We start from the raw sequence: 17986 nt of genomic DNA on the forward strand, positions 1-17986 counted from the left end.
TAAGACCCCCTAAGCAAGATTCGCTTAGAGGGTTTTCTACCGTTCATCCTTAAAATCTGTTAAATACGGAGCGATTACAATGTGCGTTTGCCCTTGCTCCCAAACTCAAACCAACAATCTTTCGCTTTCCTCTTCAAGGAAAACCTCTCCGTTTATTTCCCCCGCAAATGCGAATCCAACCAAGGCAGCAAAACCGGCAGCACATGCTTCGCCTGCATCGCTCCCGTATGATCGAGACCGTCCAAAATCCGGACATCCCACCCTGCTTCCGTCAGCTCATTTTTGTATCGGATCAAAGGAGAAATGATATCAACCGTTACATCCCCCCACTTCTCTCCGTATTCAATGCGGTCTTTGCTCCCTGCAAAACAAAGCCGCGGGCATGTCAGGCGGGATAGAGCCGTCCGATCGTCAAAATCCCGCAAATGCTCATACAACGTCACAAACTGCCGCGTTTGCTCTTCGCTCATGGATACTTCGACGTCGGCCCAGTCGTATTCCCCGGAACTCTCCCCCCATTCGGTCGTTTGCGCCGTTTCGCTTGGGTGGCTACCGGAAGCATTGGCGGTCGACATTTCATGTGTCGCCATCGTTACCTTCAGCATTTCTTCGTACGGACCATCGACCGGAGGATAACCACCCATTACAAGCGCGGAAAGCCTATCGGTGCGGAGCGCAAGCTGCAGCCCGCTGAGGGCAAGCCAGGAATAACCGTAATAAGCAAACCTTTCTGCACCCGCCGCATCGGCGATCCGGAGAAAATCGGCGGCGATATGTTCAGGCGTCAGCGTGTCCGCTTTTGGCACTTGAAGGACATGCCCTTCATAGTCAAAAGAAATGACGCGGTAAGTCCGGCTCAGCCCTTCGATTAGCGTACGTCCAAGCGCCGGATCGGCTCCCCATTTTCTCATTTCATCGGCTTGCGGCCCTTCGATCGGAACCGGATTGACGGGGAGCAAAATAGCCGGCCCCTCCCCTTCGATCACGACATCGATTCCGCTTCCATCATGCAGTCGTACGTTCATTCCTATCCCACTCCTTACCCGTTTTCTCCCGCAAACTTGTATGTTCCCGATTCAAGCTTGCCGATCAGCTTCAGCGTACCCGACAGTTCATTTTCCACATACTGTTCCCATATTCCGACCAGCTCCGGATGTTTGGAAGGTTCGGACGGCGCTTCCTCCGTTGGCAGTGTGCGCAAAAAGGCTGCGGATTCTTTCAAAGCGGACGCCCGGCGTTCAAGCAGCTCCAAAACCTCCCGTCTCGGCAGCATGTCCATAAAGGCGATCCCGACGGCAAACGTCTGGATTTCAAAGCTTTGCAGCGCCGACCTCAGCAAGGTTTCGAATTCGGTTTTCCCCTGCTCGGTGACGCTGTATTCCGTGCGGGAAGGTCCGAGCTTGACCTGCGGATCGGACGTCTCCGTCCGGGTCAGCCCTTGGGCTTCGAGCTTTTCCAGGGCATGGTAAATCGATCCCGGCTTGACGTTTGTCCACGTTTCGGCGCGCCAGGAGGTCAGATCGTTGTACACCCCGTAACCGTGGCTGACGCCTCTACGCAAAATGGTACCTAAAACAAGCAATCGCACCGTCGACATTTATGCAGCTCCCTTCTTCGATTTCAAATTGATCTTAACGCAAACGATGCCACTAGTCAAATTTGAATAGTTGTTTATCAAAAAAATACCCCCGAAATCAAAAAATAATTTGATCATCAGGGGCGACACGGGCTATGCCCATTCAATTCGAACGGATTTGCCTTGAGGTGATCCTTCAAATTCCAGAAAAACCGTCTGCGTTTCTGCGTCATAATCAAAGATTACGGCATCCTCATCCACATACGCTTTGAGCGGCTGTCGCGGCACCCGCGCCCGGACGCTGACCCGGATTCCTTCCGGAGATTCGGCCATCCAACGAAGAGCCCGGTCCGAATAAACTTCTTCCCGGATTCTGGAGGAAGCGGCCAATATCCGCGGCTGAAGGCGGTCTCCCTCATCATAATCCAAATCGTAAAGCAGCAAGTTTCCGTTTGGCTTTAGTTCCACTCGTTTGGCCAAAGGCAGTTTGGCATCAAACAACCGAATAAACGAACCTTCGAGCACGACTGATGCGTCAGAACCGGTTTCATCCAAAACATGGACGATGCGATAAGGGCCGCGCTGAATTTCAAGAACGCGGTTTTCCTTAAACTCTTCTTCCGCTCCGAGAAATACCAGCGCTTCTTTCAAACGGTTCAGGACCCGATCCGCGCCATCGGAAGTTTCGGCAAAATCGGCCGGATGCTTCCGCTCATAGATGACCGCCCCGCTGCCAACTTGGTGCATTCCTTCTTCCGGATGGCGCCCGAGTCCCAGCGTTTCGAACAAATGCTCCTCCGGACGCCCGTAAGCGCCGCGCCGCGTTTCCCGTTTCCACCATTCCCGAACGTGATGGTAAGGATCGCTTCCATCCCCTGCGTAGACGAGAACGCCGCCCTCCTGAACCCACTGCGCCAGCACCTGATGAATGCCGGGATGCTCCGGCTTCATGAACTCGTAGCTCAAAAACAATATTTTGTAATCGTCAAGATACCCTGGAAAATGCAACAAGTTATCGTATTGCAGCGGCCGGACCGGCACTCCGAATTTGAGCAGCGGGAGCGCAAGCCCGTAAAACGGCGACCAATCGAGCAGCTTCCGTTCTTTTGCGGTTAATGCGTCATCCGCTTCGGTACCGTCGTACCGCGAACCGGAGGCATCCTGTTTTTCTTCGGGAACATCCACGTCTCCCCGTTGGAACATCGCCGAATTGGCCAGGCATAAGCCGATGCCTGCCGCCGAGGGTCCATGCGTATCCGCATCGTATTTATGCATTTCGCCGAGCATGTGTATCACGGTCATCAGCTGCGTTGCGTACCGGCCGGGAATCGGTTCCTTGCCGCTCCCGTCCTCTTTCGGATAACTTCCCTCGAAAACGCGGTACGGCCAAGGACAAACCTCATATTGGCTGACGCCCGGATGGAGCAGCGACGCGGTCACGGTCGCCAAATAATTTTGCTCGTAATCCGCCCAAGTATGGCGCGGGTTATCTTCGATCGGGTCATGCAGGAACCACATCTCGCGTCCAGTTCCCCGGGTCAGCTCCTGCATCATGCCGTATTCCAGATAGGCGGTCTCGAACGTCCGCTCCCGGCGCACGCCCCGGTAGACATTCGGCGTTCGGCTTGTACCGGTCCAAATCTGGGCGATAAAGCCGTCGCAGGAAGGCATCGATACAAACTGCGCCTCGGGGCTGACGATCCGCCACTGGGTATAGTTGATCAAACTGTGCGTCGGGATGTAAAAGCGTACGGTCCGGCCGTAGGTTGCGAGCGCGTATTCCTTCATTGCGCTGCAAATCCGGTCCATCGCGCGATAATACATCGCCGCCTTCAGCTTGGAAGCACGGTACTGCGCGTCATGGGAAGCATGCGGCGGGATCCATTCTTCGCCGTAAACGTTCAGCCATTCCCTTTTGAACGCTTCGGCATATCCGGCCGCCGCCCAAAATTCGGGCTCTTCCATATGGATCGCTTCCACGCCGGCATCGATCGCCTTTTTGATATGCGTGGACAGGTAATCGGCAAAAGACACGGTCGGGACCATATAAGGAACGTCCACATTATGAAGCAGATGTTTGCCGGTGCGGACCGTTTGCGCCTCATCCCAATGATTCCGGCCGTCGAACCGGCCGTACAAATAATCCTGGTATTCGCCCCAAGCCACGCCCGTCATGAGATGGACGGTATACCCGGCCTTTTTCCAGCCTTCGATCCGATCGGGCAAATCATCCGAAATGCCGTATACCATCACAAAATCGGTGCGCAGATCGTATTTCGGCCCGTAGGGCCGCGCTTCCTGAAATCCAGTCCATTCCGGTGCCGCTTTTGCTGATCGTTTCAACGTTTTCCCTCCTTAGTTCGGTACACCAAGCTCGACGAATTCTTTCCCTTTCCATTCCTGGGTTCACGAATTTCATCGCGTCGTCGTACCGTTTTTTTGATTTGATTCGCTGAGATCGTACCTGCCGTTTTCCTGCAGAATGTTTACAGACTTTGGAATTATAATATAATATATATTTGCTATATTCAATATATATGTTTGCATAAAAAGCAGGCTTTCGCCTGCATGCACTGTTTTTTTCGATTCGGTTATAAGACTTCGGGAGTCGGCGTGGGCGGCGCATATTTGCCCGTGGAATAGGTTTGGTCGATGATCGTGCGGATTTCCTTCAGCGATTTTCCTTGCTTGCTCAGTTCCGACACGGTCATGGCTGTCTCGACGCATACGCCGCAGCGTGTGCCATGGTCGTCCCACACGACGCTGCCGTCATCCGGATTCACTTCTTTGATAAAACAATTCAAATTGCTTTTATGCCCGGCACTTTCGCCGCAGCCGCAGTAACAAGGAATGGACGACAACATGTCCTTCACGCCGGCGGCCGTGCTATAGGCCGTTTTCAGCATCGGGTCGAGCGGATCCAGAAACGTCGGAAGCTTGTCCGTTCCCGCGGTTTTTTCCTGCAAATCCCCGTTTGCGGCAAACGTCTGATGCGCGTCTGCATGTTTATCCGAGGTCTCGGCTTCCTTGGCTCCGCATCCCGCCAGCAGCATGCCGGAAAGGACGACGCTTAGAACGGTAATACGTGTTTTCTTGCCCAACATCAATCTCTCCTTCAACAAGTGATCCTTTGAAAAACGTTCCAATTTTAACATTGCCCGGCGTATTCCATGGGATCGTATCGCGCAAATCTTCCAATCTTCACCATCGAAATTTTATGCATGATACCGTTTACCGCGCGAGCATTCTTTTTCTTATCTGTAATCATTTCGTTTAAGCGTTTCTTTTGCTATAATTGGGATCATAAGCGTAATTCGCAAGCCGATAGAAAGGTGATTAATCCATGGAACAGTCCATCAATCCGATTGAAGAATGCGATGCAACCTGCATGGGTTCGGAAGCCGAACTAAATCAAATCAAGGAAGGACTGATCAACGATCAGGCCGCCTCGCAGGTTGCGGACTGGTTTAAGGCTTTTAGCGATCCTACCCGCGTGAAGCTGATCGATGCGCTTCTGCAGCGGGAGCTGTGTGTGCACGACCTCACGGTTCTCCTTGGCATGGGACAATCCGCCGTCTCGCACCAGCTGCGGTATTTGCGCAATTTGCGCATCGTTAAACGCCGCAAGGAAGGGAAAACCGTCTTTTATTCGCTTGACGATACACATATCGAACAAATTTTCGTGCAAACGCTGCAGCACACCCAGCACGGGTGAAGGCAAAAGAAACGGCTCTCCCGATCCAGGGAGGGCTTTTTTCTTCGGTGCGGTTTCTTACCCATTATAAGCCAAAATGGCAAACCGGATGGATGGAAATCATGAACTTTTACCGATAATTTTCCTTTGTTAAAAAGAGAAAAACAGCCCGATCCGAAGACAGCGGCTCATCAACCGCCCCTGCTTCGGAAAATCGGCTGTTTTTCCGTCTATTCCGGTTTGTTTCCGGCATTCGGATCCGGTTTGAACGTATTGTTAAAATCCGTATATTTCAGCTCCGTCACCATGCCTGCCGCCGCGTGATGCAAATCATGGCAGTGGAACATCCAATCTCCCGGGTTGTTGGCCTCGAAGGCGACGGCGTACTCTTCTCCGGGTTTGACGTTTAACGTGTCTTTATATTCGGCGGCTCCGCCGAGCGGTTTTCCGTTTTTGCTCAACACCTGGAAGGTATGCCCGTGCAAATGCATCGGATGGTCTTCATTCGCCGACGAGTTTACGAAACGGACCTTCACCTTATCGCCCGTCTTCACCTTGACCGGATCGGTATCCGGAAAAACTTTGCCATTGATGGTATACACCATTTCCCCGTTCCGGTGAGCGGTGCCCAAATCCATCGTATATTCGAGATTGTACCGGTCGGTGAGCGAAAATTTGCCTTTTTCCGGCTTCCCGTATTCCGCCATGTTCACCGTCTCGAGGGTTTGGTCCGGGTCATCTTGCACCTGATTTTTCTGTGAATCCGAAGCATTGTCGTATTGAATCGCGATTCTCATGTTTTTCGCGGCCGGATTATCGTTATGCTCGTCAAGCAGCCACGTTCCGGGATGATTCGCTTCGAATTCGATGTCGTAACGCTCCCCGGGCGCAATTGCAAGCAGTTTGTTGTCTACCCATTCGGGATTTGCGATCCGGTTGCCGTCCGTCGCGACGATCCGGTAGCGGTGCCCCTGCAAATGCAGGGAGTGGCTCATATAACCCGCATTAATCAGCCGCAGGCGCACGATATCGCCTTCCTTCACGTTCAACGGCCGGGATGCCGGGTACGTTTTGCCGTTGATCGTGTACACATTATACATGCTCATGTCATGCCCCATCGATCCGCCTTCCTGACCGGTGCCCATGTCGTGGCCGGCAGACGGTTCGTTTTTATGGCCGGTGTCCATGTCCATGCCTTGCATGTCTTGTCCCATATCCATTCCCTTCATATCCATGCCGGACATGTCCATGGCGTTTCCATCATGGCCGGACATCCCCTCCTCCTTGCCGTTGGAGGCTTGGTCGCTTTCCATTTCCATACCGCCGCTCATCCATTCATCCAGCACTAGCGTATAATCCCGATCGACGACGTCCTCATCGCTCTCGACGACAAAAGATCCGTACAGCCCCATATCGACCTGCTTCACGCTGTCCTGATGCGAATGATACCAATAGGTTCCCGGAACCGTCGCTTTGAAGGTATAAGTAAAGCTTTTGCCCGGAGCGATGGCATCTTGGCTGACGCCGGGGATCCCGTCCATTTCAAAAGGCACCGGATATCCGTGCACATGCAAGGAAACTGGAACCTTTAGCGTATTTTTTAATGTAATTTTCACCGTCTCCCCTTGTTTCACTCTGATCTGCGGCCCAGGCACCGAATTGTTGAACGTCCAAACCGGCAGCTTTTTGCCTTGTCCAACGTCCAGCGTACTTTCCTGAGCGGTCAGCGTCACATCCCGCCCATCCACCCGGCTTGGCGGATCGGTTTCAAGTGCCGTCTGCGTCAATCCGCTTCCTGAGGCGGCCTTGTCGGAAGCATGCGAACCATGCATGTCCGCTTGCTTGCCTCCGGCGCAGCCTGCCAGGATCAGCGGCAAGGATATCGTTCCGGCAAAAACCGCTTTTTTGATCGTTGAAAATGTGTTCATGCCGAACACCCCTCCTTTTTTTCATTGCTCCTTCCTATTGTAGCCAACAAATATGTAGAAACATGGCGCCGCAGCTTCACATTTCCTTCACTATTTTCAGAAAACGAACGGATATGGGATGGATACGGGATGGATTCGAGAATTTTCAAAGAATTTTTTATCCATGTAACCTTTTGACCTGCTGGATTGTTATTTAGGTAAGGATTTTGCAAAATCCTGAGGTAACAACGATCAATTATCAACTAAAATCTCCATTGAACAGACGTAACACACGGGTTTTCTATTTTCATATAAAAGGAGTCTCCGTCAATGAAAACTAAGCCAAAATTCCGTAAACCGTTCTACCTGAGCCTTGCCATCATGCTGTTTCTATTTAGTATCAGTCATGTAAACCGGGCAGAGGCAGCTTCTATGTACGCTGTATACATCAATCATTCGGGACAGATCGACAACACGCTTCTCATTGGGAATGTGAACTATATTCCATTGAAAACCAGTTTTGAGAAGTTGGGCTATCATGTTGAATGGTCTCAGACGGATCGCAGCTTATACCTCGTATCCCCGGATAAATCTATCATTGTCAATACCGCTGCCAAACAGGTAAAATCGGACGACAATTCTTCTACTTCTTTTAATAAAGAAATATTGAATAATAATGGCATCACATATATTACTGCAAAATATCTTTCTCAACTCACGGACTCTCAAATTAATGTAGAGGGAAAATCCGTTCGTATTTTAAATGAAAATGTCCCTATTTTTGGCGAAACACCTGATGGAACATTTTGGCTTCATAACAATGGGCGTTTTTACTCGTTAAAAAACAAAACAGCAAAAATGATCGGTAAAATCAACTTGTTGTCCGAAACTCCTCCCCGATATTCGTCTATGTCCATTCAGCGTATTCAAAATGCAAATTCATTTGTGATTACAATGAATACCTTCTCAGGTGAACCATTAATAAATGCCCATACGATTATAATCTTTATTAAAAATGATGAAATCATCCATTCCGTTATACATGGGCGTGGTGAAACTTCCGAAACATCAAAAAACGGAACCAATTGGGTTTTTAACGACGGAAAGCTTGTGAATTTCATAAATGATCATGGCAATATCGTAAAAACGTATGATTTAACACAGATTATTGAAGATGACTCTTACACCATCGATGGCTTCATCGGAGAGGAATTCATCTTGGTTCAGTCAGCATCAAAAAAGCTTTTATGGGCCGTTAACATGAAAACAAATAAGAGTGTCCGTCTTTACACCAAATTACTGAATAAAGAAGAACAAGCTTCCATTGAAGGAAATACGGATATACACGATATGCATTATGGCGATAACCTGCATTTTAAATCAATAAGCGGAGATACCTTGATTTTTAATTATTTTAGTTATTTACAAGGCGCAAAAGATCTGAGTATTACAATAAAACTCAATGAATTTAGAAATTTCTTTACGGAGGAATGAACCTTGAACCTGAAGCACATTGGAACGGCCCACTTCAGCTATAATCATTTTCTCCAACCCATGAGGGCCGCCGGATTGCTATGATAATCAGGGTATCTTTTTTTCGGAAGGAGACATGGGATGAATACCGATTCCCGCCGCATGGAGGTAAAAGGCTTGTTTGCGATTGAATGCAAAGATGTGTTTTTAAGGGAGTGGATCCCCTCGGATCTGGATCGGTTCCATTCGCTGACCTGGCAGCCCGAGATTTACGAATTTTTGCCCGGGTGGAACGTATCCAAAAAACAACGGCAGGATTGGTTAACCCATTACGAAATTCCGGAGAACAAAAAGTTTCTCGGCGCCGTATCGGAAGGCGGAAACGTCGGGGATCTTCGTTTACGGCTTGGAATCGTATGGAAGGAATCCGGAGAATTGATCGGGTGGTGCTGCACCGGAATGAAAGAGGAACTGCCTGCGCCAAACCGGGAAATCGTATATGCGATCTCGAAAGATCATCGTGGAAAGGGATATGCGGCACAAGCCGTTCAAGGGATGGTCGCCTATTTATTCGAAAAAACGGACGTCGATGTCTTGAATGCGATCGCTCTTTTACGCAACGTGCCGTCTAACAGGGTCCTTCAAACTTGCGGTTTTCGTTATCAACGCGACATCGGGATCGATGGCGAATGTTACCACTGGTATACACGCGAAAAGGAATCCCTGACTTGATGTCCGTCGGGGGCAATGTTGGTGACGTTCATTTTCGCAAAATAATGAGCAAAAAATGCTAAAAAATCCGCGCAGCTGCGCGGATTTTCGCTTTTGTCACGAGACATTGTTATTTCTTCAGCGGATCGGCCTCGTCGACCCATACCGTGAACTCCCCGAATGGCTTGCGTTTGCCCTGCGGCGCCTGTCCTTCGGCTGGCACGCCCAAATAGATGAATCCTAACACTTTGTCTTTTTCGCCGAGCCCGAAATGTTCGTTCATCTTGGCGTGATAGGCCGGGGCTCCGGTTCTCCAGATCGCGCCAAGACCAAGCCCGTGGGCTTCGAGCAGCATATTTTGAATCGCCGCAAACACGGCGCCGTATTCTTCCAGCTCAATGACTTTATCATGCTCGGAAGGAGTCACGGCTACGGTAATAACAACCGGTGCGCGGAACGGCTTCATTCTGGCCGCTTCAGCAGCCGCTGCGGCTTCCGGCGAAGTCGGATCGGCAGCGCTTGCGAGCGCGACGTCCGCCAAAGCTTCCCCAAGCACCTTGCGTCCTTCGCCTCTCAAAACAAAAAACCGCCATGGTTCGGTCATTTTATGGTTAGGCGCCCATGTTCCAGCCTCCAGGATTTGCTCGATGTGCGAAACCGGGATGTCCTCTTCGGTCACTTTCCCGATGCTCCGGCGCGTACGAATGGCTTCCGAAATGTTCATGTTTTCGTTCCCTCTCTCCAATTAAGAATCTTTCTCAATGAGTTCATTGTACCAAAAAATTCAACGAATTGCCTGATTCTTATTATGCTGAAGCAATCGCTGCGGGTTATGGATCGTTTTTCCAATCTCTGCGCGTCTGCGTAACGATTCGGTCCCTTCTGCCGGATTCGCCCCCTTCACATTTTACCCTCAGCCAATCCTTGGATAACGCCTCGTTAACAATTCCTGCTTACAATATTCGTATTACATACATTTTTTTAGCATCGAAAGGGGTCTGTTAGATATGACAAAAAAATGGTTCGTCTCGGCCATCGCCGCATTGGCGGTTGGTTCCGCTTTGCTTCCTTCCGCCCACGCGGCAGCTCCGGAGGTGCAATATTCCTCAAACGGACAAGCCTTTACGCCGTCAACACCGGCCGTCATGCAGGATGACCGCCTTTTCCTGCCGCTTCGCGACGTCGCCGACCTGCTCGGCAAATACGTGGACTGGGATGATGTCAGCAAAACGGCCCTGTTCTCGGACAAGCCGAAATTGACGGGGAAATATACGATTCATGAAAAGGATTTGGCGGATGGCATCAAATTCGGCATCGGCTCCTCGCTCACCCATATTCCCGGCGACCCGGACAACGTCTTTTACACTACCGCAGACCGCGGTCCAAATGGTGAAATCGACGTGGACGGCAAAACGCGCCGGACCTTCCCGCTCCCGAATTACACGCCGACCATCTACAAAATCCAACTAGAGCAGGGAAACATCAACATCCTTGAAACCATCCCGCTCAAAATCAACGGCAAAGATCCGGTGACAGGGACGGACAAAGTCACCGGACTTCCAAACTTGAAATCGCGCGATGAAGTGCCCTACGACAAAGCCGCCAAAAACGTCATTGCCTACGATCCGTATGGTCTCGATGTCGAAGGCTTGACCTATAATCCGCAGGATGACACATTCTGGATTTCGGACGAATACGGTCCTTACCTCGTTCAGGTCAAACGAGACGGAACGCTGCTGCAGCGCATCGCGCCGAAAGGCATCGGCTCCGAGCTGAACACGGCCGCGCTGCCGCTAAAGGACAATCTCCCTGCCGTGTATTTAACCCGCCGCCAAAACCGCGGCGCGGAAGCGGTCGGCATTACGCCGGACGGCAAATGGATGTTTATGGCCATGCAAAGCCCGCTCCGCAATCCGGATAAAAGCGTGGACGATTCGCGTACCCTCCGGATCATCAAAATCGATCTCGCTACGCTGAAGCTGGTAGCCGAATATGCGTACATTACGGAAGACGCGAAACAATTCAAGGATTTGAAGCAGTCGGACATCGTCATTTCCGATCTGGTTGCGGTCAATGAGCATACGCTACTGATCGATGAGCGCGACAAAAACGCAGGCGACGCGGCCCAGCTCAAAAAAATCTTTGCGATCGACCTGAAAAACGCCACGAACATTTTGGGCCAATACGACGATACGGCCAAAACCGGAAAAACGCTGGAGCAGCTCAGCCTGTCCGAGCTGCGCCAAGCAGGCGTTCAAACGCCGGTAAAACGTACCGTTCTCGATGCCGTGGATTTCAAATACCCGCACGAAAAAATCGAAGGCATCTCCCTGGTGGACGGCCATAAGCTGGTCATCGTCAACGATAACGACTTCGGCGTCAACGATCCGGACTCCAAAGAAAACGGAACCGACCTGTGGACGTTCGAGCTGCCGTACGACATCAAATAAATAACGGATAAACACCTCTCCAATTCCTTCATCCGCCTGGCCGAGTGGGGGACTTCGCCGAAGCAGCGGAGAGACGAACGACCCGCGGTCAAGCGTTAGCGGTCGCCTTTGGTTTTAGATATCATCCACTGAACATCATTCAGGAAATCGAAAACCAACAGCGACGGGAACAACGTTCGTTCTCGGAGCCTTTCGATCACAAACCGAACTCCTAAACCAAAAATCAGGGGCCGTCTTTTGGGACGGCCCCTTCGAATGTTAATTATGCTCCATGGCGATTCTGAAAACGGCGTCAATGAAGTCTATTCTCATCTATCCGCGCTTATGTCTTCCGGCGCCTTAAGCGGATGGGAAGGCCTTGCGTTTTCAACAGCCGGCTGCGGGCATTCCCATGCCTTTTATTTGCGAAAACATTTGCGGAATTATTGGATCTAGAGGAACTCAACCTTCATGTCATACCCCTCCGGCGTTTCCGTCTCGACGTCGACCTCCGGCGGCGCAGCGATGAAGAGAACGATCCGTTCCTTCCCTTCGATCCGCCAGGAGACGTCGATTCGCCCGCCATCCGGATGCGGCACGGAACCCGACGCCCGTTTTAATCCGCATGGATGAGGGGCAACCTTGATCTTGGCCCACCCCGGACTCGCGCCCTGAACCCCCAGAATATACGCTCCGAGGAAATAGGCCGGGCCGGCGGACCAGGCGTGGCAGTGGCTACGGGTCAGCATTCTCGGATCCTCGAACAATCCGCTCCATGGATACATTTCCCAACATGCCGTAGCGCCGTTTTCGATCATGATGCCGTAGCTCTCGCGGATATCGTTGAGCATGACATCCAGCCTTCCCATCCGGGCCAGCGCTTCATAATAAAAGAAGGACATGAACGGGCTGCCGATCTTCACGAAAGAATGCGGTGGATCGAGGATATAAGACGTAAGCTTCTCCAGCCGCTCCCCTTCCGCCATATCGCATAAATAAGCCACAACTTGCGTTTGCGCGCTGAGCGTTTCCGAGAAGCTGCCGTCACGGCGGATGCAGTCGGCATATGCCTGCCTCGTCTCATCCCAAAGATACGCATGGATCGAGGTTTTCAGCTTCGCGGCTTCTTCACGAAAACGCGCGGCGCTTTCCTGGTCGCCGGCTATAGCCCCGATTTCGGCCGCGTGGCACAACGTTCTGCGCAAAAACATGTTCTGCGGAGTGACCACGCCTGCATGCGGCTGCTCGAACGGAGCCCAATCCAGCAGGTTCCAACCCTCGAACGAGAACAATCCTCTTTCGTCCATATACTTCAAATATTGCTCCATCGTCCGTTTTACGTGGGGCCAAATCCCGGACAGGAACGAATCACGGCCGGTATAATGGTAATATTCGAAGCATGCCGTCACCCAAAAAAAGGTCCAGTTCGGAATCACGCTGTTCCAGCCGCTTGGAACCTGATCGGCGTATAACGGCGTTTGGAAATCGGAGCCCGGCACGAGCTTCAGGCAGCGCTCAACGATTTCTTTCGCCCCAAATGCATAATAGCCGACCAGCGCCTCGTTTCGAGCATCGCCGACCCAATAGGCCTGCTCGTAAGCCGGACAATCGACGAACGTATCCTCCATGCACAGCCGGGTCGTATCACGGCTGATGCTCCATATTTCATTCAGCAGCGCGTCACTGCATTGGAAGCTGCCGATATTCGCCACCGGGAAGTTGCTTTGAATCATCTTCGCTTCATACAGGCGCACAGGACGAGCGGCTTCACGGACGGTAAGCGCCAAATAACGGAGCCCGCGGCGGATATAAGAGGCATAAGACTGCCTTCCTTCGCGGCAACGGTACCGGAGCGTATTGTCCAACTGGTAAGTATGCTGCCTCCAGCCATCCTTCATAAATTCGAAACCGTATAAATCGATGACGGTTCCGGCGGCGGCATCCACTTCGAATGCGAGATATCCCGACAGCTCTCTTCCAAAATCAATGACGATTTCGGTGTCCATTTCCTCAAGCACAGGCAGGACGGCGGCATCCGGGCTCGCGATAACGGCCTGCTGCAAAGATGCCGGCATCGGCAGCTTCGTTTGGGCTTTTTTCCATACGCACGCGGCGAACACGTCATTCCGGTTAATGAACGGGGTATCCACAGGACGTATCCAGGCTACGAACGGCTTCAGGTCGGAAGCTGACGCGGCCTGCCGGATCGCTTGGTAGTCCGGATGCTCGCGGTTTAGGAGCCTCGTCGGCTGATGGTCAACAATCGCCACCGCATCAAACGGGCCGATGAGGCTGAACTCCGGCGTATGCGGCTTCACTCCCGATTCTCCAGCTACTGCAGCGCCTTTCTCGGCCTTCACAGCAGCCAAAACGCCTCCCTCCAATGCTCCGTCCTCCTGCACACCAACGGCTTGCAGCCGGAACGGCACCTCGGAGTCGAAGCCGATATGGAAACCATGCCCGTGGCTCACGCCGGTTACATCCATCAGAAGGAGATGTTCTCCACCTTCCAAAGCGACGGTCAAATAGCGTTCAGGATGTTCCCCGGCATAATCCTTGGATTCGTACAGATGTCCGTCGATTCGAATAAGCGGGTCGACGCGCCCCGAATCGGGAAGCCCGATGGTAAAGGCTCCCGCTTCCGCCAAGGTCACCCGCGCCGCCAAATACGCGCAAAAGGCGGTATTGTTTGCATGATAACCGCTGTTTGGCGACATCATGCCGTACAGGTCGATGACCGCTCCCCAAGCAGAAGGCTGAACGCCGCACATGCTTTCGACCCTTGACGGATAAATCGGCTCTTCCGTCAGGAAGGGGATATCCCTAGGCACGAGCCCCGTCCACGGCTCGACACCCACAGGCCCGATGACCGAAGCTTGCTCCCAGCCGCTGTCGTCATAAGCCGCCGTAACCCACCGGTCATCCCACTTTCCGGCATCCACGATTTCCGTAAAAGCCATCTGGCAGGAAATGCGCGAGGAATTTGCGTCATGCCCTTGGTGGACCGCGGTTTTCCACGAGGCGTCCGTCACAAGGCTCCATGCCGCCCCATTTTGGCTGGTAGGAGCCAGACTTTCATCTGCATTTTGCATATCCAGCTGCAGCAATAGTCCGCCGCGTCCCCGTATGTATTGAAACGTGGAGATGCCGTAATGCATGACAAGCACGGCAATGACGCATTCTTGTTCCGCCTTCAGCAGATGGCCGATTTCATATTCGTCATAGGCCCAGTCGGACGGCCACGAACGGACGGGACCCCGTCCAATCGGTTTGCCATCGACGTAGAGCACATACCGGGAATCGGCGCTAATGCGTAAGCTGGCCGCGCGAACGGGACTCCCCGGCGTGAAGGTGCGGCGAAAGCAGCGCCATTCGTTTCTGGGGCTCGGTTCGCCGCTCCCCCAAATCCAAGCTGCCTGCCATTCCGGAACTACGGATTGACTCATGAATAACTCCCCTTCCAATTCCTTTGCAGTTCTCGAGATCATTGCTTATGGATTATCTCTATTATTCATGAAAGCCTTGTATGAAAGAAGGGGATTCGGAGCAATAAACGGGGGGATTCCGACATATATTCCAGACTGCCCGGGCGTTTACCCGCGCTCGCAATCCCGCAGCAGTCATTCTATCGGATAAGGCCTGATTAAAGCGCTGCACGAACATCATTTTTCAATAGAGGATTTTGCAAAAATCCAAAAAGCGACTTGCAATCTACAATATATAGAGCGAAACGGTTTAATTCGTCTATATATTATACCCTGGAGCGGCAGGAATCGAACTTTGCAAAATCCTGATAAAAAAAGAACGCCTCTTCCCACAAGGAGATGATGCGCTCTTCTTTATTCCGATCATACGTTTTCGAACGTGAATCTTTTTATCACTGTTTTACTTTCAAAACCCGCATTGCGTTTAACACCGCCAAAAGCGTGACGCCTACGTCGGAAAATACAGCCTCCCACATCGTGGCGATCCCGAACGCGCCCAAGAGCAGGAAAATGCTTTTTACGCCTAAAGCGAAAATAATGTTCTGCCATACAATCGCGCGCGTACGTCCTGCAATCCGGATCGCCGTCCCCACCTTGGACGGCTCATCTGTCATGATGACGACATCCGCGGCTTCGATCGCCGCATCCGAACCGAGCCCTCCCATCGCGATGCCGACGTCGGCCCGGGCAAGCACCGGCGTGTCGTTGATGCCGTCGCCGACGAAGACGATTTTTTCTTTCGGGGATTTTTTGGCGTCCAGCTTTTCGATCTCTTCGACCTTATGCTGCGGCAGGAGTTCGGCGTGAATTTCGTCCAGGCCTAGCGAGCGCCCCACCGCTTCTCCGACGGCTTTCGCGTCTCCCGTCAGCATGACGGTCGTTTTTCCCATCTGCTTGAGGTTGCGTACCGCCTCCGCGGCGTCCTCTTTTACTTCATCCGATATCGCGATGTATCCGGCATATTCGCCGTGAAGGCCAATATGGACGATGGTACCGGCAGCCTCCGGCTTGATATAGGTCATCGATTCCCGTTCCATGAGCTTCGCGTTTCCGGCCAATACTTCCCGGCCGTCCACTTGGACTTGAACGCCATGACCGGAGATTTCGTTATACCCCTCAACACGCGTCTCATCCAATTCTTTTCCATACGCCGCACGGATGGACTCCGCAATCGGATGGGTCGAATGGGATTCTGCATAAGCGGCGATTTCCAGCAGTCCCTGTTCGTCTAGTCCTTCGAGAACCGGATGAACTTCCGTCACCTTGAATGCGCCTTTCGTAAGGGTTCCGGTTTTATCGAAAACGACATATTTGACGTCGTTCAGCGCTTCGAGATAGTTGCTTCCTTTGATCAAAATGCCCGATTTGGAAGCGGCGCCGATCCCGCCGAAAAATCCGAGCGGAATCGAAACCACCAAGGCGCAAGGACAAGAAATGACGAGAAAGATCAGTGCCCGGTAAATCCAATCCGAAAATGCCGCTCCCTGAATTATCAAAGGAGGCACCAGCGCCAGCAGCACGGCCACGATCACGACCACCGGCGTGTAATACCTTGCGAATTTGGTGATGAACTTCTCGGTAGGCGCTTTTTTGCTGCTTGCGTTTTGCACGAGGTCCAAAATTTTCGCTACCGTCGATTCGCCGAAATCCTTGGTCACTTCAATCGTCAATACGCCGTTTTTATTGATGAATCCGCTCAAAACCTCCTGGCCCGCCGAAATTCCGCGCGGAACCGATTCTCCGGTTAATGCCGACGTATCCACCATCGAGTTTCCCTCGATGACGATCCCGTCCAGCGGCACCTTCTCTCCCGGCTTCACGACGATGTGATCGCCAACCCGCACTTCTTCGGGAGCCACGCGTTTCGTTTCGCCGCCGGCCTGCAAATTCGCGTAGTCCGGACGCAAATCCATCATCGCGCTGATCGATTTTCGGGAGCGGTTTACGGCAATGCCCTGGAACATCTCGCCCAGTTGATAGAACAGCATGACGGCGACGCCTTCAGGATACTGCCCGACGGCAAAAGCGCCGATCGTCGCCAGCGACATGAGGAAATATTCGTCGAAAACCTGTCCGCGGATGATGTTTTTGACCGCCTGAAAGACGATATCCCCGCCGGCAACGAGATAGGCAACCAGGAAAATGGCCAGCTCTGCGTATGCATTGACTTGCAAAAACATGCCCGCCGCGGTCAGCGCCGCGCCAATGACCAGCCGCGCAGCCATCGTCTTCGTTCCGCCGCTGCCATGATCGTGGCTGTGCGAATGCCCTTCATCGTGGGTCTCTCCATGTGCATGATCGTGACCATGGCCGTGCCCGTCATGCGTATGCGCATGGCTGTGGCCGGTGGAGGTCCGGTGCCCTCCCTTCGGTTGATCCAGAACGTTGATGTGAGGTTCGAGCTTTTTGATTTTATGTTTAACTTTGGAAATCAACTCGTCGTCTTCCTTGTCGGTTTCGTAGGTGAGCGTTTGTTTGACGAAATTGACGGAGCAGGAGGTGATGCCCTCCATTTTTTTCACGCCGTCTTCAATTTTCATGGCACAGTTCGCGCAATCCAAGCCTTCCAGCACGAGTTCCCGTCTCACTTTTACGGTTGCCTCAGCCATCGTACATGCCTCCGATCCAAACTGCAAATATAATATGAGCATATGTTCATGTATCAATCTTGTTAAGCACATTATATTCACTCTACCGGGGAGATGTCAATG

Annotated in this window: 12 protein-coding genes; 4 read left to right on the forward strand and 8 right to left on the reverse strand. The window is 52.1% G+C overall.

Translation table 11 applies throughout. The features are described 5' to 3' along the window. Positions 1-152 precede the first annotated feature (152 nt). From RJP21_RS15270 to RJP21_RS15285, 4 genes are all read right to left on the reverse strand, one after another. A complete protein-coding gene (locus RJP21_RS15270; protein ID WP_310860022.1) occupies positions 153-1025 on the reverse strand; it encodes an alpha/beta fold hydrolase in 873 nt (290 codons plus the stop codon). A gap of 14 nt (positions 1026-1039) precedes the next feature. Further along, the gene (locus RJP21_RS15275) at positions 1040-1597 is read right to left on the reverse strand and encodes a PadR family transcriptional regulator (RefSeq protein WP_310860023.1); all 558 of its coding nucleotides are present in this window, start codon (positions 1595-1597) and stop codon (positions 1040-1042) included. A gap of 132 nt (positions 1598-1729) precedes the next feature. Then, positions 1730-3919: a hypothetical protein gene (locus RJP21_RS15280; protein WP_310860024.1), complete on the reverse strand. Its 2190-nt coding sequence runs from the start codon at positions 3917-3919 to the stop codon at positions 1730-1732. A 248-nt stretch (positions 3920-4167) separates the two neighbouring features. After that, a complete protein-coding gene (locus tag RJP21_RS15285) occupies positions 4168-4680 on the reverse strand; it encodes a PCYCGC motif-containing (lipo)protein (RefSeq protein WP_310860025.1) in 513 nt (170 codons plus the stop codon). Positions 4681-4919: 239 nt separating this feature from the next. On the opposite strand from RJP21_RS15285, the gene RJP21_RS15290 reads away from it, so the two are divergent. After that, the gene (locus tag RJP21_RS15290) at positions 4920-5291 is read left to right on the forward strand and encodes an ArsR/SmtB family transcription factor (protein WP_160038198.1); all 372 of its coding nucleotides are present in this window, start codon (positions 4920-4922) and stop codon (positions 5289-5291) included. A 209-nt stretch (positions 5292-5500) separates the two neighbouring features. Here RJP21_RS15290 and RJP21_RS15295 read toward each other — a convergent pair whose 3' ends face one another. Beyond that, positions 5501-7198, reverse strand: a complete 1698-nt coding sequence (locus RJP21_RS15295) for a multicopper oxidase family protein (RefSeq protein ID WP_310860026.1) — start codon at positions 7196-7198, stop codon at positions 5501-5503. 309 nt (positions 7199-7507) lie between these two features. Between RJP21_RS15295 and RJP21_RS15300 the strand changes: the two genes are divergently transcribed. Both RJP21_RS15300 and RJP21_RS15305 read left to right on the forward strand, forming a co-directional pair. Further along, positions 7508-8671 carry a stalk domain-containing protein gene (locus tag RJP21_RS15300; RefSeq protein WP_310860027.1) on the forward strand — a complete coding sequence of 388 codons (1164 nt, stop codon included), beginning with the start codon at positions 7508-7510 and terminating at the stop codon, positions 8669-8671. 120 nt (positions 8672-8791) lie between these two features. After that, positions 8792-9382, forward strand: a complete 591-nt coding sequence (locus RJP21_RS15305; protein ID WP_310860028.1) for a GNAT family N-acetyltransferase — start codon at positions 8792-8794, stop codon at positions 9380-9382. Between the two features lie 109 nt (positions 9383-9491). On the opposite strand, the gene RJP21_RS15310 is transcribed toward RJP21_RS15305, so the two are convergent. Continuing rightward, positions 9492-10085, reverse strand: coding sequence for a nitroreductase family protein (locus RJP21_RS15310; RefSeq protein ID WP_310860029.1), 594 nt, complete (start codon positions 10083-10085; stop codon positions 9492-9494). A 283-nt stretch (positions 10086-10368) separates the two neighbouring features. Between RJP21_RS15310 and RJP21_RS15315 the strand changes: the two genes are divergently transcribed. Further along, the gene (locus RJP21_RS15315; RefSeq protein WP_310860030.1) at positions 10369-11811 is read left to right on the forward strand and encodes an esterase-like activity of phytase family protein; all 1443 of its coding nucleotides are present in this window, start codon (positions 10369-10371) and stop codon (positions 11809-11811) included. Between the two features lie 431 nt (positions 11812-12242). Here RJP21_RS15315 and RJP21_RS15320 read toward each other — a convergent pair whose 3' ends face one another. Together RJP21_RS15320 and RJP21_RS15325 are read right to left on the reverse strand one after the other, a co-directional pair. Then, positions 12243-15236 (reverse strand): family 78 glycoside hydrolase catalytic domain, encoded by a 2994-nt coding sequence (locus RJP21_RS15320; RefSeq protein ID WP_397386221.1) that lies wholly within the window; start codon positions 15234-15236, stop codon positions 12243-12245. Between the two features lie 431 nt (positions 15237-15667). Then, positions 15668-17884, reverse strand: a complete 2217-nt coding sequence (locus tag RJP21_RS15325; RefSeq protein ID WP_310860032.1) for a heavy metal translocating P-type ATPase — start codon at positions 17882-17884, stop codon at positions 15668-15670. Between the last annotated feature and the right edge of the window lie 102 nt (positions 17885-17986).

Source organism: Paenibacillus sp. VCA1, assembly GCF_031583795.1.
Lineage (GTDB): Bacteria > Bacillota > Bacilli > Paenibacillales > Paenibacillaceae > Paenibacillus_AQ > Paenibacillus_AQ albilobatus.

Coding starts and splice junctions, on each gene's coding strand:
- RJP21_RS15275 (WP_310860023.1), bottom strand. CDS start 1,597: ATGTCGACGGTGCGATTGCTTGTTTTAGGTACCATTTTGCGTAGAGGC.
- RJP21_RS15300 (WP_310860027.1), top strand. CDS start 7,508: ATGAAAACTAAGCCAAAATTCCGTAAACCGTTCTACCTGAGCCTTGCC.
- RJP21_RS15310 (WP_310860029.1), bottom strand. CDS start 10,085: ATGAACATTTCGGAAGCCATTCGTACGCGCCGGAGCATCGGGAAAGTG.
- RJP21_RS15305 (WP_310860028.1), top strand. CDS start 8,792: ATGAATACCGATTCCCGCCGCATGGAGGTAAAAGGCTTGTTTGCGATT.
- RJP21_RS15320 (WP_397386221.1), bottom strand. CDS start 15,236: ATGAGTCAATCCGTAGTTCCGGAATGGCAGGCAGCTTGGATTTGGGGG.
- RJP21_RS15285 (WP_310860025.1), bottom strand. CDS start 4,680: ATGTTGGGCAAGAAAACACGTATTACCGTTCTAAGCGTCGTCCTTTCC.
- RJP21_RS15315 (WP_310860030.1), top strand. CDS start 10,369: ATGACAAAAAAATGGTTCGTCTCGGCCATCGCCGCATTGGCGGTTGGT.
- RJP21_RS15325 (WP_310860032.1), bottom strand. CDS start 17,884: ATGGCTGAGGCAACCGTAAAAGTGAGACGGGAACTCGTGCTGGAAGGC.
- RJP21_RS15290 (WP_160038198.1), top strand. CDS start 4,920: ATGGAACAGTCCATCAATCCGATTGAAGAATGCGATGCAACCTGCATG.
- RJP21_RS15270 (WP_310860022.1), bottom strand. CDS start 1,025: ATGAACGTACGACTGCATGATGGAAGCGGAATCGATGTCGTGATCGAA.
- RJP21_RS15295 (WP_310860026.1), bottom strand. CDS start 7,198: ATGAACACATTTTCAACGATCAAAAAAGCGGTTTTTGCCGGAACGATA.